At 35.6% G+C, this 15,167-nt stretch carries 15 protein-coding genes and 3 pseudogenes; 4 read left to right on the forward strand and 14 right to left on the reverse strand.

From position 1 onward, the window contains the following. Positions 1–45 precede the first annotated feature (45 nt). The 8 genes from HRG09_RS08645 to HRG09_RS08680 form a co-directional block, all read right to left on the reverse strand. A complete protein-coding gene (locus HRG09_RS08645) occupies positions 46–1,245 on the reverse strand; it encodes an ABC transporter permease (RefSeq protein ID WP_174100415.1) in 1,200 nt (399 codons plus the stop codon). Next, positions 1,242–1,922, reverse strand: a complete 681-nt coding sequence (locus HRG09_RS08650) for an ABC transporter ATP-binding protein (RefSeq protein WP_174100416.1) — start codon at positions 1,920–1,922, stop codon at positions 1,242–1,244. The genes HRG09_RS08645 and HRG09_RS08650 overlap by 4 nt, the downstream gene beginning before the upstream one ends. Next, entirely contained in the window at positions 1,919–3,109 is a 1,191-nt protein-coding gene (locus tag HRG09_RS08655) for an efflux RND transporter periplasmic adaptor subunit (RefSeq protein ID WP_174100417.1), read from the reverse strand. Before HRG09_RS08655 ends, HRG09_RS08650 begins: the two co-directional genes overlap by 4 nt. 349 nt (positions 3,110–3,458) lie before the next feature. Next, the gene (locus HRG09_RS08660; protein ID WP_174100418.1) at positions 3,459–3,890 is read right to left on the reverse strand and encodes a hypothetical protein; all 432 of its coding nucleotides are present in this window, start codon (positions 3,888–3,890) and stop codon (positions 3,459–3,461) included. Between the two features lie 275 nt (positions 3,891–4,165). Then, entirely contained in the window at positions 4,166–4,462 is a 297-nt protein-coding gene (locus HRG09_RS08665; RefSeq protein ID WP_174100419.1) for a WXG100 family type VII secretion target, read from the reverse strand. 59 nt (positions 4,463–4,521) lie between these two features. Continuing rightward, entirely contained in the window at positions 4,522–4,923 is a 402-nt protein-coding gene (locus HRG09_RS08670; RefSeq protein ID WP_174100420.1) for a DUF1433 domain-containing protein, read from the reverse strand. Between the two features lie 75 nt (positions 4,924–4,998). After that, positions 4,999–5,382, reverse strand: a complete 384-nt coding sequence (locus tag HRG09_RS08675) for a DUF1433 domain-containing protein (RefSeq protein ID WP_174100421.1) — start codon at positions 5,380–5,382, stop codon at positions 4,999–5,001. Between the two features lie 69 nt (positions 5,383–5,451). Further along, positions 5,452–5,844: a DUF1433 domain-containing protein gene (locus HRG09_RS08680; protein ID WP_174100422.1), complete on the reverse strand. Its 393-nt coding sequence runs from the start codon at positions 5,842–5,844 to the stop codon at positions 5,452–5,454. 58 nt (positions 5,845–5,902) lie between these two features. Between HRG09_RS08680 and HRG09_RS08685 the strand changes: the two are divergent. From HRG09_RS08685 to HRG09_RS08700, 4 genes and pseudogenes are all read left to right on the forward strand, one after another. Next, positions 5,903–7,080, forward strand: a pseudogene (locus tag HRG09_RS08685) (alpha/beta hydrolase family protein). Between the two features lie 4 nt (positions 7,081–7,084). Further along, positions 7,085–7,468: pseudogene (locus tag HRG09_RS08690) on the forward strand (hypothetical protein). 248 nt (positions 7,469–7,716) lie between these two features. After that, positions 7,717–7,839 (forward strand): annotated as a pseudogene (locus HRG09_RS08695) (DUF4176 domain-containing protein); the annotation flags it as partial. 18 nt (positions 7,840–7,857) lie between these two features. Continuing rightward, a complete protein-coding gene (locus HRG09_RS08700; RefSeq protein WP_174100423.1) occupies positions 7,858–8,139 on the forward strand; it encodes a hypothetical protein in 282 nt (93 codons plus the stop codon). 189 nt (positions 8,140–8,328) lie between these two features. On the opposite strand, the gene HRG09_RS08705 is transcribed toward HRG09_RS08700, so the two are convergent. The 6 genes from HRG09_RS08705 to HRG09_RS08730 all read right to left on the reverse strand — a co-directional run bounded on the left by HRG09_RS08705 (position 8,329) and on the right by HRG09_RS08730 (position 15,167). Then, positions 8,329–9,828 (reverse strand): sodium:solute symporter family protein, encoded by a 1,500-nt coding sequence (locus HRG09_RS08705; protein WP_174100424.1) that lies wholly within the window; start codon positions 9,826–9,828, stop codon positions 8,329–8,331. Then, positions 9,828–10,025, reverse strand: a complete 198-nt coding sequence (locus HRG09_RS08710) for a DUF3311 domain-containing protein (protein ID WP_174100425.1) — start codon at positions 10,023–10,025, stop codon at positions 9,828–9,830. Before HRG09_RS08710 ends, HRG09_RS08705 begins: the two co-directional genes overlap by 1 nt. Before the next feature lie 471 nt (positions 10,026–10,496). Further along, positions 10,497–11,837: an MFS transporter gene (pgtP, locus tag HRG09_RS08715; protein WP_174100426.1), complete on the reverse strand. Its 1,341-nt coding sequence runs from the start codon at positions 11,835–11,837 to the stop codon at positions 10,497–10,499. Positions 11,838–11,856: 19 nt separating this feature from the next. Then, positions 11,857–12,891 (reverse strand): ABC transporter substrate-binding protein, encoded by a 1,035-nt coding sequence (locus tag HRG09_RS08720; RefSeq protein ID WP_174100427.1) that lies wholly within the window; start codon positions 12,889–12,891, stop codon positions 11,857–11,859. After that, positions 12,888–13,670 (reverse strand): DUF3919 family protein, encoded by a 783-nt coding sequence (locus HRG09_RS08725; RefSeq protein WP_174100428.1) that lies wholly within the window; start codon positions 13,668–13,670, stop codon positions 12,888–12,890. Before HRG09_RS08725 ends, HRG09_RS08720 begins: the two co-directional genes overlap by 4 nt. 66 nt (positions 13,671–13,736) lie before the next feature. After that, positions 13,737–15,167, reverse strand: a complete 1,431-nt coding sequence (locus HRG09_RS08730) for a HAMP domain-containing sensor histidine kinase (RefSeq protein ID WP_174100429.1) — start codon at positions 15,165–15,167, stop codon at positions 13,737–13,739.

The raw sequence follows: 15,167 nt of genomic DNA on the forward strand, positions 1-15,167 counted from the left end.
TATGTATGTGTAGTAGAGGAATACCCCCTCTACTACACTAGCAATCTATTCGTAACGAAGTGCTTCAATTGGATCTAATTTTGCTGCTTTGTTCGCTGGAATTAATCCGAAGATAATACCAAGCGTCATCGAGAATAACACGCCACCAACGACAACTTCCCATGAAACAAGCGGTGGCCACTTCGCAAATGTGGATACAATATATGCGCCGCCATACCCAAGACCAATTCCGATTAATCCACCAAGAAGCGTTAACATAACCGCTTCAATTAAGAATTGCAGCAAGATTTTACTGCGCGTTGCTCCAAGTGCTTTACGTACACCAATTTCACGCGTACGCTCCGTTACAGACACAAGCATAATGTTCATAACACCAATACCACCAACGACTAATGAAATACCTGCGATACCGCCGATAATCATCGTCATGATACCAGTCATTTTTGAAATACCTTCTTGAATTTCTTTTAAATTCATCACTTCGTATTTACCTGATGCATCACTTGGCTTACGACTATTTAATACATCAGCGGCTTTTTTACCCGCTTTTTCTAAATCATCTACATTTTTCGCTTGAACCGAAATACTTTGAATTTCGTCTTTTCCATATAATGTTGGCCATAATGTAATTGGAATTAACGCTTCCGATGGCCCCATTCCCATGAACTCATTATCTGATTTATAGACACCGATAATTTGCATCGGTTGGCCTTTCATCTCAATAATTTTGCCCACTGGATTTTCCTTTTTGAAGACCTTTTCTTCCATACTCTTACTGATCATCACGACGTTATTACCTTGTGCAATATCTGATTCTTGTAAAGAGCGACCTTTTAATACCTTTACTTTATTTACCGAGAAGTACTCACTATCTAATCCTGTAATACTCACCATCTCTTTTTTATCTTCAATATCGAGTGGCTCCATGCTTGAATTCGTTGTAAGAACATGCGCAATCTCTGGAAGTTTTTTTATTTCAAAAATATCTTCCTCAGTTAACTTTGGTTGCTCCATCATTTCCATACCAAATGGATCATTTATATCCGCACTATAATGAATTGGGATTACGTTATTACCAGATCCAACGAACTGAGACTTCAGCGCCGCTTCCCCGCCTTGCCCAATCGCAACAACAGTAATAATGGAACCAACGCCGATAATAATTCCGAGCATCGTAAGCGCTGAGCGCAGTTTATGAGCTAGAATAGAAGATAGGGCAATTTTGATACTATCTAGTAAACTCATACCGCACACCTTCTATCTTCTGTAATTTTCCCGTCTCTTAGCACGATTCGGCGCGAAGAATACGCAGCAACTTCCTCTTCATGCGTAACCATAACAATCGTCGTACCTTCTTCATTTAACTTTGTGAAAATGTCCATAACTTGCTGTCCAGACTTCGTATCAAGGGCACCAGTTGGCTCATCGGCCATAATAAACGTCGGATCATTCGCGATAGAGCGAGCGATCGCCACACGCTGCTTTTGCCCACCTGAAAGTTCACTTGGCAAATGATGCACGCGGTCAGATAATCCAACCTTCCCAAGTGCCTCAAGAGCTCTTTGTCGGCGCTCTGCTTTCTTCACACCGCCATAAATAAGCGGAAGTTCAACGTTTTCCACCGCTGATAGACGCGGTAGTAAATTAAAGTGCTGGAATACAAAGCCGATATATTCATTACGAATAAGAGCTAGTTTTGCCTCGTCTGCTGTTAAGATATTCACGTCATTTAACATATATTCGCCTTCTGTCGGACGATCTAAACAACCGATAATATTCATAAGCGTTGATTTCCCCGAACCAGATGGTCCCATAATGGAAACAAACTCACCGCTTTGAATCGTTAAACTAATACCATGTAAAATCGGTACCGCGAGTTTCCCTTGATAATATGTTTTATGAATATTGTTTAACGTAATCATTTTTCTTTCACTTCCATTCCGTCATATACATTGTCGGAAGGATTTTTAACCACCTTTTGCCCCACTGTTACGCCTTCAAGAACTTCTGTCCAGTCTCCATCAGTAGAACCTTTTTTCACGTTTTGTTTACGCAGTTTTCCTTTTTCTTCTACATAAACAAATGGTTCGCCATCTTTTTCTACAATGCTCTTACTAGGAACAGCAATCATCTTCTTATTTTCTAAGTTTACTTGCAGTGATACATGATAGCCTGGTGATAAACCTTCCTGCCCATCAAGGCTTGCTTTATATGTATACTGAGACATGTTTTGTGTTCCCTCACCCGCACCAGCTCCTTGCGCCATCTCTGCACTTGTCGGGAATTCACTTATTTCTGTAATTTTCCCTGTCCATTTCTTCTTACTATTTGCTTTTGCTGTTGCAGTAAATGTTTGACCCTTTTGAATTTGTGATTTTTGAAGTTCTGTTAATGTCCCTTGAATTTGGAACGGATCTTTAGATGCGATTTGTAAAAATGATTTTCCTTGTCCACCCATTGCTTGCGCTGAACTTTGTGCTGCATCTTTATCTAGCTTTTGTACAACACCAGCGAAATTACTATAAATTGTGAGTTCACCTTGTTTTTTCTGTAACTCTTGGGATTGTAATTGTCCTTTTTCTTTCTCAAGATCAATTGTTTTTTGTCCCATTTCTAATTCACTTACTTGCTCTTCCATAGGATCTGTTACTTCTTTGCCAGCACCACTATCTTTTGCTTTCTTAATCTCTTTCTTTAATGAATCTATTTTCTTTTTCCCTTGATCATAGCGCATAGTTGCCATTTTTTGATCAAGCTCAGCTTGCTTCAGCTGTAAGTTAATTTCTTCATTATCATAAGAGAATAATTTCGTTCCTTTTTCTACCTCTTGCCCTTCTTTTACCGCAATATCCTTCACTTTTCCTTTAGTCGGATCTGCGTAGAAGCTCTCAATATTTCCAGGTTTTACTTGTCCGGAAATCAACTTCGTATTATTGAGTGTACGTTCTGTTACTTTTTCAAAACTAACAGCGTCTCCTTTTGCCGCGCCCTGTTTCTTCCCTTGCACTAAAAAGATATTGACGGCCGCAATAATGACAATTAATGCAATAACCCCAATGATGATCCATTTCTTCTTTTTGTTTGGAGTACGAACGGTATTTGGTAACATATTCTCTCTCCTTTTATATCTTTATATAGTAGTTCTTGAATTATATAAAACTTTCAGAAAACGATAACTATATAGATCCAAATTAAAAACCGACATAAACCCTTTTTTAGGCGGGAGAGAGCATCCGGCCATGCATAGAAGTGGTCAGTTCCTTTTTTGTTTTCATAGCCGCAGCTAATATGTGGAAAAATCAAAATGGATTTATATATTTTTACATTATTACGCTTTCTTTACAAAGTTTTACACCATCACTTATATTGTAACAAAAATACCAATGTTTAGAAATATAACAACATATCTTTTAAGCAAGTTTTAAGAAATATAAAAAACCGCTCTACATAAGGCGGCTTCAGTGTTTCTTCCAAGTGCTCGATTTCGTTTCTCCCAAATCATACTCTAACGGAAAAGTTGTCACGTCTTTTCTCATCTCACGCGGAATATTCTTTTCTACCATTTGAAACGCCTCATATTCATCCATTCGCATTGCTCTTTGAACAATGCCTTCTTGGTTATCACCTTGCTTATCTAACATCCAGCCCGTTTCACTATTTAACTGCTTACGAAATTCCTCTTTTTCCTCTTCATCTGGAAACATGCTTCTATTCACTTTCAAATATGTCTCCACTCTCATCGGAAGCCACTCTACTTCATAATCTTCTACTAAACAAATCGAAAGTCCGATCGGCGTACTACGAACGACAAAATCAAATGTACAATCTTGCTGTGTGACTGTTGCGGAACAGAATAAAAACGTTTCTACTTCTGATACAAAAATTCCCACTTTCCAGCATCTCCTTTATACATATTAATTTGCCTTGCTCATTTCTACTAAATTTTAACATTTGTTTTTGAAGATATTGTAAAACAAATGTTAAATTTCTATATATAATAAAATAATAAATTTTATATATTTTTATAAATGGAATAATATGAATTCTCTTCATATGAATACTTGATTTATTACATATTTCAATATTCAATCTCAAAAAATAAATGAGCCATACAACAAAGCTGCATGGCTCACTTAAAACTCTTTTTATGTAGAGAAAACGTTTCTTATTTCAAACCAAAATTACGTGACAATTCTTCATCATGAGAAGCAACAGCTTCTGCAGTTTTAGAAAGTTGAACATTAATCTCATGTAATAATTGTGAGAAGTTTTCTACTTTTGGTCTTAATTCGTTAAATTGTCGATCAAAACCTTCGAAAGCACGACCTTCCCATTCACCACGTAATTCATTTTGCAATCCTTGTAATTTACGAAGAATATCATCAATTTGTTGAGAACTTTGTCCATATAAAGCAGCCTTTGATTTTAGCTCCTCAGGGCTCATACGAATTTGTCCAGCCATTTCAATCTCCCCTTTAATAATAAATTAGTAAAATCTATTTTATGGTTAATTTTACTAATTTAGTATAGAGTATTGCTAGAAATTTTTGAAGACTTTTTTTCTTCTTTTTCAATTTCGGATACGGATTTTCCAGGGTTTTTTATAAGTTTTCCAAGTTCTCTAGAACGTGTGAAATCACCTTCAAAACCCTTCGTAGTAGTTATACTAGCTAAAAAATCTAATTTTTTATCATTATTTATATATCCACTTACAGATGGAACTCCCATTGGGTTTACTTTATGTTCTGTAAATGTAATGGATTTTACATTTTTAATATTATAACGAATATACTTTTCTACTCGTGCTTCTTGTGCTTTCCAAAACTTTTCTTCAATTTCTTTTTGTTTAAAGTATTTCATAGTAAAATACCCTCCTGCTATGAGCACCATAGCAGATACAACCAAAATCATTACTTTCTTCATAGGAAATCACCTTATAAAAACTTACCTATGTATTCTTCTTAAAATGGGATACAGAAGATAAGAGTAGTGCAAGAACTACTCTTGTTTCTTTTCCTTCTCTTCTTTTTCAATTTCGGATACAGATTTTTCAGGATCTTTTATAAGTTTCCCCAGTTCTCCAGAACGTCCAAAATCATCTTCAAAGTCTTTCGTTGTACTGATACTAGCAACGAACCATAATTCTTGATCACCATTTATATATCCTTTTATAGTAGGGATTCCCATCGGATTCACCTCATGTTTTGTAAACGTAATAGATTTCACATCTTTAATATTATAATGAATATACTTTTCTACTCGTGCTTCTTGTGCTTTCCAAAAATTTTCTTCTTTTTCTTTTTGTTTAAAGTATTTCATAGTAAAATACCCTCCTGCTATAAGCACCATAACAGATACAACCCAAATCATTATTTTCTTCATAGAAAATCACCTTATAAAAAACTTTTCATTGCATTCTTCTTAAAATGGGATACAGAAGACAAGAGTAGTTCAAAGACTACTCTTGTTTTTTTCTTTTTCTTCTTTTTCAATTTCGGATACTGATTTTTCAGGTTTTTTCACATAATTATCATATAATTTTCCTGAACAACCGAATTTATCCTCAAAATTCTCTGTAGTACTTATACTAGCATCAAACCACAATTCTTTATCATCATTTATGTATCCTTCTACAGAAGGAACTCCCATTGAACTTACATCCTGTTTTGTAAATGTAATAAATTTTACATCTTTAACATTATAATGTATATACTTCTCTACTCTTGCTTCTTGCACTTTCCAAAACTTTTCTTCTTTTTCTTTTTGTTTTAAGTATTCCATAGTAAAATACCCTCCTGCTATAATACAAATAATGGATAAAATAACTACCAATTTCTTTTTCATTTAAAATCCCCTTGTTCTTGAATATAGTTAAAATATACCATGAAATGAGTTGAAACATATGAGTGAATTTAAAAAGAATACAATTGCGACAGATGAAGATTATTTCGAGTTATCAGATAAAGTTTATAAAGATACATATTTACATAAAGGGGAAAAAATAGCAGGTAGTGATGGGAAAGCATGGAGGGTTATAGAATCAATAGATGCAGATTGCGAAAAAGTAAAAAATGGATTACAAGCTATCGCAGTAGTACCAGCAGAAAAATATGAAGAAAATAAAACACATTATGAAGAGATAGTTCTCGCATTTCGTGGAACTGAATTTAGTAAATGGGATGGAGATTTATCTGCAGATACATTTCAAGTTACATTAGGAATCAAAAAAAATTTTGGAGCAATAGGAGGTGAATTCCAATATTTACCGACGTCATTTGAAAGAGCATTAGAATGGACAAAAAAGATATAGTAGATAAATATCAACCTACATCCCTTCATACTACTGGCCATAGTAAAGGTGGTGCCGAAGCGCAATATGTATCTGCAGAACTAGATTGTTATGCAACTACCTATGCCGCGCCTAATGCTTATCGATTACTCAGTGACAAAGCAAAAAAACGAGTAGATACGGGGGAAATGGATAATAAAGCAACCGATTATACACATAAAAACGACCCAATTGGAAACCACACTCAATTTGGATCTCCTTTAATTGGTAAACAATTTACAGTAAAACAAAACGGAACAAAAGAAGGATTTTTCACACGTGCAACTATGGAAGGACACGGCAGAGATACATTTAGAGGATCCTTTCATTCAAATGGAAGTCCCGTATTAAAATTAGAACCTGAAGATATTATAGGACAAGCAAAAAAAATTCAAACGCTTAGCAATCAATTATCAGATATCGCAAAGAATATAGAAGAGCTTCAAAGAAAAGAAGCCGAAGCAATTCAAAAGTTAAAAAATCAATTAAAGCATGAAACAGGGCCAGGTGGAAAATATCATTTATTAGAAGAGCACGAAGTAGATGAAGCCATCTCACAAATTGCTAAAACAAGAAAAGATGGAAATGACTATTTTCATGATGCAAATAAAGCTGAAGAATTAATCCATCTTTTAAGAAAAGAACAAAAGAGCTTAAGCCTATTTGGAGAAGATATTAGTTATGCAGCAAGTTCATTAAGAGATAAAGACAATCAATTAGCAAAGAATTTTCAAGGATTAATAAGGGGATAATTATATGATGGATTTTATGGGAGAAATTAAAAAGATAGAAAAACAAATTGAAAATGCTGCAGGGGATTTAGCAGAGCAGGTTGTTGATGAATTACAAGCAGCTAAAAAACAAGTCGAAAGAGAAATGCAACGTATGCTTTTAAAGACAGAAATAACATTTAAATCAAATGATATTATAAAAGAAGATACATATGCTCTTCAAAAAAACATAGGGGTATTTCACGATTTACAAACAAGTATAAGAGATATAGCAACAGAACTAGAGAAAAGTTTCGAAAGTAAAACTGGTAGTGAAATAAATGAAACATAAAAAAAATATGAAAAACAAATTAACAACAAAATTTTTAATGAACATGTTCACTTAGCAAACAGTTGTGGAAAAAAATAAAAACATAAAAAACTGTTATTTCAAGTATAGAATCATATAAATATCATAAAATTGGCCATACAACATAAATTGCATAGCCAATTTAAAACGCTTTTTATAGAGAATAGAACGTTCCTTATCCAAAACCAAAGTGACGTGATAATTCTTCATCATGAGAAGCAACAACCTCTGCAGTGGGTGTATTTGTAGATGCTGATTTTAATATTACTTAAAGTTGAAGCTAAACTTGGACTAAAAAATCAATTAAGCATGGTAATTTATCAAAAGAATATAATGTATTTTTTAATCATAACCAAATTGCTCATTTATTATTTAAGGGTTTTGAAACAGAGGGGGAATTAGAATTAAGAGATAAACTATCAAAATTTTAATAAAAAGGTAGAGTACATATGATTTTAGGAATTTCACATTTTGACATCTTTAACTTCATAATCATTTTTTTATTCTTTTTTGTTTTTTGGAGATTAAAGGTATGGTATAACAAGAAACATAATGTTCCGAAAGTCTTTCAATGGTTTCCTAGGAGATGGGGGAAGAGAAAAGTTTCAGAACACTTATCTCAATTAAATAAAAAATTAGCAGCTGAAGGGAAAGGAATTTGGGTTACAATCTATGCTGTCGATTTATACATTGTAACTATCCCTTATACAGTAAAAAAGTATAAATCTTAAGTGATACATATATAGTGGTAGAAAAGACCTTTTATTTTCATTAAAAGGTCTTTTCGTTTATATGCTTAAAATTTAAAAAATGGATTTACCTGCACCAATTCCTCTACTACCAACAAAAGTAAACATTCAAAATGCAGTATATTGTTTCACTTTATTAGATCACTCCAAAATTTTCATAGAAGATGCGTATTATGCTCCTTTTTCTGCATGTAGATGTGCAGTTTCTTTTTCGTCAAATAGATGCTGAATCACTAGGTTTGATTTGTTTGCTGTTTTCTTTACGAATAAAGGATTGAGAATAATAAGAGATAGAACGTTTGCAGTTAATCCCCAAAAACCTTCATAGACTCCGAAAGAATACCCCGTTGCATATACGGTAAAAGTAGTAACTAAACCGATGATGAGCCCGATAATAGTTGCTTCTTTTGATTGGTTTCTCCAAAACAAACTAATAACAATGGCTGGAAAGATTTGTACCATACCAGATACGCCTAAAAGCTGCAGTGATACAAGGGCAGTTGGGAACAATAATCCAAATAGCAAAGCAAGTCCGATGACAACAAACACCATCATCCGGTTCACAAGTGTTAAACGACTACCATCTACCTTCGGATTCATGAGATCACGATAAATGTTATTTGCAAACAAATTGGAAGCGCCAATTGCCATGATGGAACAAGGAATTAAAGAAGCTAAAGCAATTGTCGAATATGCCAACCCTTGCGCTACCCCACCATAAGAAGTTTGAATGAGATGTAATAAAGCAAAGCGTGGGTTTGTATCTTCTGGCAGTACAAGAAATGCAATAAAACCAAGAAAAATAACGAGTATTAATACGATATTGTATAAAGGTAGATACATCGAATTTTTTCGAATAGCATCAGCACTTTTAGCGGTAAATACACCTGTTGCTGCATGTGCCCACATAAATAATGCAAGAGCTGATACGAGAGATGCTGTTATAAACCATACAATCCCTTTTGGTCCTGCATCTGGAATCGTTAACAGTTGTGGTGCCTCAGTGGCAAGTGTATGTATCATAGGATTCCAACCACCAAAATGGATAATAGGAAGTGAAACAACCATAAATAACATAATGGCCCAAACGAGAATATCTTTAATAATTGCAGTATATGCCGGTCCTTTAATACCACTAAAGAATGTATAAAGGGCAACAAGAAGAAAAGAAATAATGACGACTACCTTTACATTAATATAACCTGCACCAGCTACTTGAAGCGTATCTTGAATGCCGCTTAATTGTAAATCAATATAAGGAATTAGCATACATACACCGATAATGGCAATGAGTGAAGAGAGAAACTTACTATTAAAGCGTTCTCTCGCATAATCTGCAAGAGTCGTTAATTTATGTACACTTGCAACTTTCCAGAGCTTTGGAAGGAAAAAATAAGCGATAAAATAGGCTAAAACAGAATAAGGAATCGCAAAGAAAGCGATACTGCCACCTTTATATGCAGTACTCGTTAATCCTAAAAATGTATAAGCGGTATATAAATCTGCACCAACTAAAAACCAGACAAGCAGTCCGCCAAATCGTCTGCCTCCCACAGACCATTCTTCTACAGAACTTCGTGCGGATTTATTCCGCCCTGCTAGAAATCCAATTAGAACGACAGTTAGTACAATGAAAGCAGTGATACTTAATGCTGTTATGTTTCCTTTCATTACAGAGAACCTCCTTGTGACTTATGTAGAGAATAAATACCAAATGTACATAATGGTGTTAACACAATCCATAAAAATAACCAAAAGTGCAAAAAAGGCAAGCCAATTATAAATGGCCCAATTCGATTAGCGAAAGGTAATAATACCAATTGTAGAAAAGGAATCAAAAAAAGAATGAAAATTGCGAACTTTCTCAATGTAATAACCCCCCTTTCTTAAAATAATGAATCCTAAAAATGAATTTAATGGTCATTATAGCAGTATTAAATTATTAGAACAAGATAAAATTTTAGAATTAACAGAATTTTCTTTTATAAAATATTAAAAATGTTATTATATAAAGTGAAACTTTAATCAGTGGGGATTTTCTTCATCCCCCACTGATTATTAGTTGAACCAATCGGGCTTTTACGGGCAGTTTATCTCCCACCTAACTTCTTTGCTCTCGCCGAATTTTGAGGTGGGAGTATTACTGCCCGTTAATGCGGGATAAAACTGATAGGGATGCTTATGAAGCAAAAAATCGCATCAGAATTAGCACGAATGGAGAGGGAAAACAAATTCGAATTTCATCTTATATTATGGAGTGATTGACTACTAAAATTTTAAACAAACGTTTGATTAAAAAAGAGAACCTATCAATTGATAGATTCTCCTTCCATAAACGATTATGCAATTTTACCTTCAGGACCTTTTCTCTCATGTCCACGTTGAACAATTAATAGGAATAATGTTGATAAAATACCGCCTGCTAATAGTAAGATGAAGCACCCGTCCCAACCAGAGCTATCAACAATAAATCCAATAACTAGGTTTGCTGTAAGGCTTCCACCTACATAAGCGAATAGACCGCACATACCAACTGTTGTACCTACTGCAAATTTCGGCACTAATTCCATTGCACTTAAACCAATTAAGAACTGTGGTACGTAAATTAAACAACCGATGATAGAAACCGCAATACTCACAACAAGTACGCTAGATGCTTGCCAATATACAAACGTTCCAATAACAACACCTACCATACTAATAACACATAGTGGCATACGTTTCCCTTTAAATAACTTATCACTTAAGAAACCAACGATTAATGAACTTGGAATCGCCATTCCTTCAAAAATAGAGTACGCTGCATGTGACTGTGCTTGCGTAAACCCTTTAACTGTTGTTAAGTAAATCGGTACCCAGTTAATAACACCGAAACGAATTAAGTAAACAAATGCATTCGCAATACATAAGTACCAAACAAATTTGTTTTTTACTACATATTTCATCAAAATCTCTTTTGGTGACATCTTGTTAGCATTATCTGCTTTTTCAAGATTTTCATAGTCATTACGATATTCGTCGATTGGAGGAAGACCAGCTGATTCTGGTGTATCCTTCGCATTAATCCAAACAAGAACAGCAATGACCATCGCAATAATCGCCGGGAAGATAAATACGCCGCCTTGCCAATGGCTTTCACCGAAAATACCTACACCGATACCAACAAGAGGTGGTACAAGCATTCCGCCGACATTATGTGAAATATTCCAAATACCTGTTTTTGTACCGCGTTCTTTCTTCGAGAACCACTTTGTCATAACAATACTACAAGGTGGTGCCCCCATACCTTGTACAATACCGTTCAGTACAAGTAATGTGATAATCATTCCAAATGAATGAGCAAAACCAAAGCATAAGTTTACAAGCCCTGATAAGAATAAACCGACCGCTATAAAACGCTGGGCGAACGCTTTATCCGATAAATTCCCCATAAAGAATTTACTAAATCCATAAACAATTGCCATTACCGATCCTAGTAATCCAATTTGAGAAGCACTAAAACCGTATTCTTTCATTAAATACGTACTTGATAAAGTAAAGTTACTACGAACTAAATAATACGCTGCATATCCAACCGAAATACCGATTAACACACGAAGACGCAGTAGTCTGTATACTTTATCAATCATATTCGCTGGTAATCTTTCTACCATTGGTGCTGGTTTCAACCAATTAAACATACCATCTCTTCTCCTTTTCTCATTTCTGAGAGAGACGTTGTCTATTCCATATCTCGATGACCCCACTATTTGATATATCCTTGTTTGTTCTTCTAACAGGCTGACCTTCTATTTCTTTCTCGTTCTTCGCAAGCATCGTTGGTACGCCAAACGAAACCTTTTCTAAAATATGCCCAGCTTCTTCTGATAAACAATAATTAATAAATAAATCCGCTATAATACCACTCGGTGCATGTTTCAGTTTCGAAATCGCATTGACAGATAACCCTGTCTGCGCTGGAACTTTGCTTACAATCGGAAAGCCTTGTTTTTGAAGCATCCGTTGATCTCCCATAAAATTAATACCAATCATATATTCACCGCTTGCAACATACTCTACCGGCATGTAACCATTCATCGTTACTTCTGCCACTTGCCCAGCAAGGCTCTTTACATAACCTTTCGCCTCTTCTTCGCCGAACATATCAATAAGTGAACCGAAAAATGTATATGCTGTTCCTGATATATTCGGGTCGGGCATGACAATCTTTCCAGCATACGCAGGGTGTAATAAGTCTTTCCACTCTGATGGATAAGAAAGACCAAGCGGCTCTATCTCCTGCTTCCACCGCTCTTTATTTATGGCGATGGCAAGCTGCTCTACTTCATAGCCATACCAAAAACTATCCCTATCTTTAACAGTTTTTGAAATGCTAGTTGCATGCTTACTTGTAACAGGAATCGATAAGTCCTTTTGCTTCATCATTTGATGTGCATCTACTGTGCCGCCAATGATGATATCCGCCTTCGGGTTTCCCGCTTCCGCTTCTACTCTCCTCAGAATTTCTTCTGTAGAAAGACGAATGAATTCATACGTGCACCCTCGTGATTTACAAAACGATGATAAAAGCGCTTCGCCGACTTCTTCACGTGCTGCTACGTACGCAACAAGATGACGATCTTTTAAATTTGGAAGACCATTTTTATTATATTGAATAGAGGTAGTATCTCGAGAGCAACTAGACATCGCTCCTCCAATTAGTAGCAAAAAGAAGAAACAGGCTATCTTTCTCATGAAACATTCTCCTTTACAAATAACGTTGCTAGGGAGCCTTTCATATACATCACATTCCCATTATTATCGCCAAGATATTGAACGACAAAGTAAGAAGGATATACAGAAATCGTTAAAATATCCTCGCGTTCATTCTTTACATGTTTACCATTTTGATAAGCAGTAATATAAGCGATTGGATTCTTCTGTGATTGCAGCAATTTCTGAATTTCTCCATAGTCCGTAATTTGCTTTGCTTGCCGAATCGAATCAAGTATTGGCGCAAGATTCGTGGTACGCACTACATCGCCTTCTCGCAAGACAACTTCCTTTGCTGATGCAAAGAAATCGCTAATACGCTCTGGCGTATAATATAGGCCCAGCAAATACGTTTGAAATGCGGAAATCATTGGATCCATACCTGGCTTTCCGTATACGTTTGTCCCGTACTGGAACAAGTCACCTACTGCAAAAGTACGCCTATGCCCATTCAAGTACGTTACTTCTCCAGTAAATACTTGTTCGTGGATCTGCGCTTCTGTTCGCTCTATTCGAATCTTGTCAAAGAATGAAACAATCGCATGTAGACGAACTTCATCTGTTACAACTACTTCTCCCCACTTCTCATGTCTTACTCTCACTTCAGTAGGAAGAGATTCACTTGCTCTTTCTAAAACAACCTGCTTGTCATCCAGAATTGTAACGCGGTTATACAATTGCTTCTCTATTACATAAAACAAAATAAGAGCAGCAACCATACAAAAGACAAACAAGAGAATTTGAAATGATAGCCTTTTCATTTCTGCCTACCTCCACAATAAGAAAACGTTGTTTCGAAAATACCGCATAATTGTTTCATAAATGTATCATTTAACCGCTTTCAAGTTTTTTATATCTTCCATGCGTCTTGGCAGCAAAAATGTAATAGCAATCATCGTTCCCATTTCTTCACTACTTTCAATTCGCATGCTTCCGCCTTGCTTGTTCATAATCTCCTGACAAATAAACAAACCGTATCCATTTCCATAACTAGAAGAGAGTACTTTCCCCTTCGGAGAACGATTCCATTCTGCAAGTATCGCTTCATCCATACCAATCCCATCATCATGGATGAGAACTTTTGCTTCCTCTTCATTTACAACAACATCCATCCTCATTTGCGTCGCATCACTATATTTAATCGTATTATCAAACACATTTAAGAAAATCTGCTTCGTCTTATCAAAATCAGCAACAACATGTGTCTCTGTTAATTCATTCATAACTTCTATCTCATATTGCTCTAGACGAGGCTTCACAATAGAAATTGCTTCTTCCGCAATTTGCTTTATATCTACAATCGTCGGAGAGACTTCAAACGTACTCGTTCCGTACTTCGAAGATTGTAACAATTCCTCAACGAGTGATAATAGACGATGACTTTCAATTGAAACATAATGAAGACTTTCCTCTACATCCCGCGAAGACTCCAGTTTCGGAATTAAATCTACATATCCAATAATCGCAGTAAGCGGTGTTTTCAGCTCATGCGTAATTCGGTCTAAGAAATCCTTTTGTTTCTCTTTCTCTTCCTTTAACTGCGTTATATGCAGTTCAATCGCATCAGCCATCGCATTGAAAGACGCTGATAATTGGGCAATTTCGACATACTCATTTAGCTCAATTTTACTTTTATAATCCCCATTTGCGAGCCTTTTTGCCATTTGTCTTAACTGATCAATTGGCTTATGAAGCGACTTCGCTAAACGGATTGCAAAGAAAATTCCCCCCGCTGCTAAACAAATCGATGTTATGAGAAATGTCCAGCTCACATTCATTAAAACTTCTTTCTCATCTTGCAATTCATGAATAAAGCGAATGGCTCCGATGACATCGCTTCCATAATAAACCGGGCTCGAAAATAAAAGAAGTGGCGCTGGATCACCATTTTCAATCACATATGCCTTCTTTCCACGTAACGACTGGTCAATATCTACATTCTTATGAAGCAAGGCTCCTTTTTCTGTATCAGCAACGACATCCCCATTCTTCCCAATCATCTGCACACGAACGTCCATCCGCTTTGCTAAATAAGAAGCAATGAGCAGTGAGTTCGGTCCGAGTGTCTCCATATCCGCTTCCTTCTCTAAATAGTTCATCGTATAAATTTGCGCTTCTACGCTTAACTTCTCTAAAGAACCTGCCGCATTATGATACATATTTTTTTCTAGTGTAATGTAAATTACCGTATAAAGAAGAAACAAAATCGGGATCAATAACCCTACTATACCAAATACCATATTTCGTTTTAACGACAT

This window comes from Bacillus sp. Xin1, assembly GCF_013314535.1.
Taxonomy (GTDB): domain Bacteria; phylum Bacillota; class Bacilli; order Bacillales; family Bacillaceae_G; genus Bacillus_A.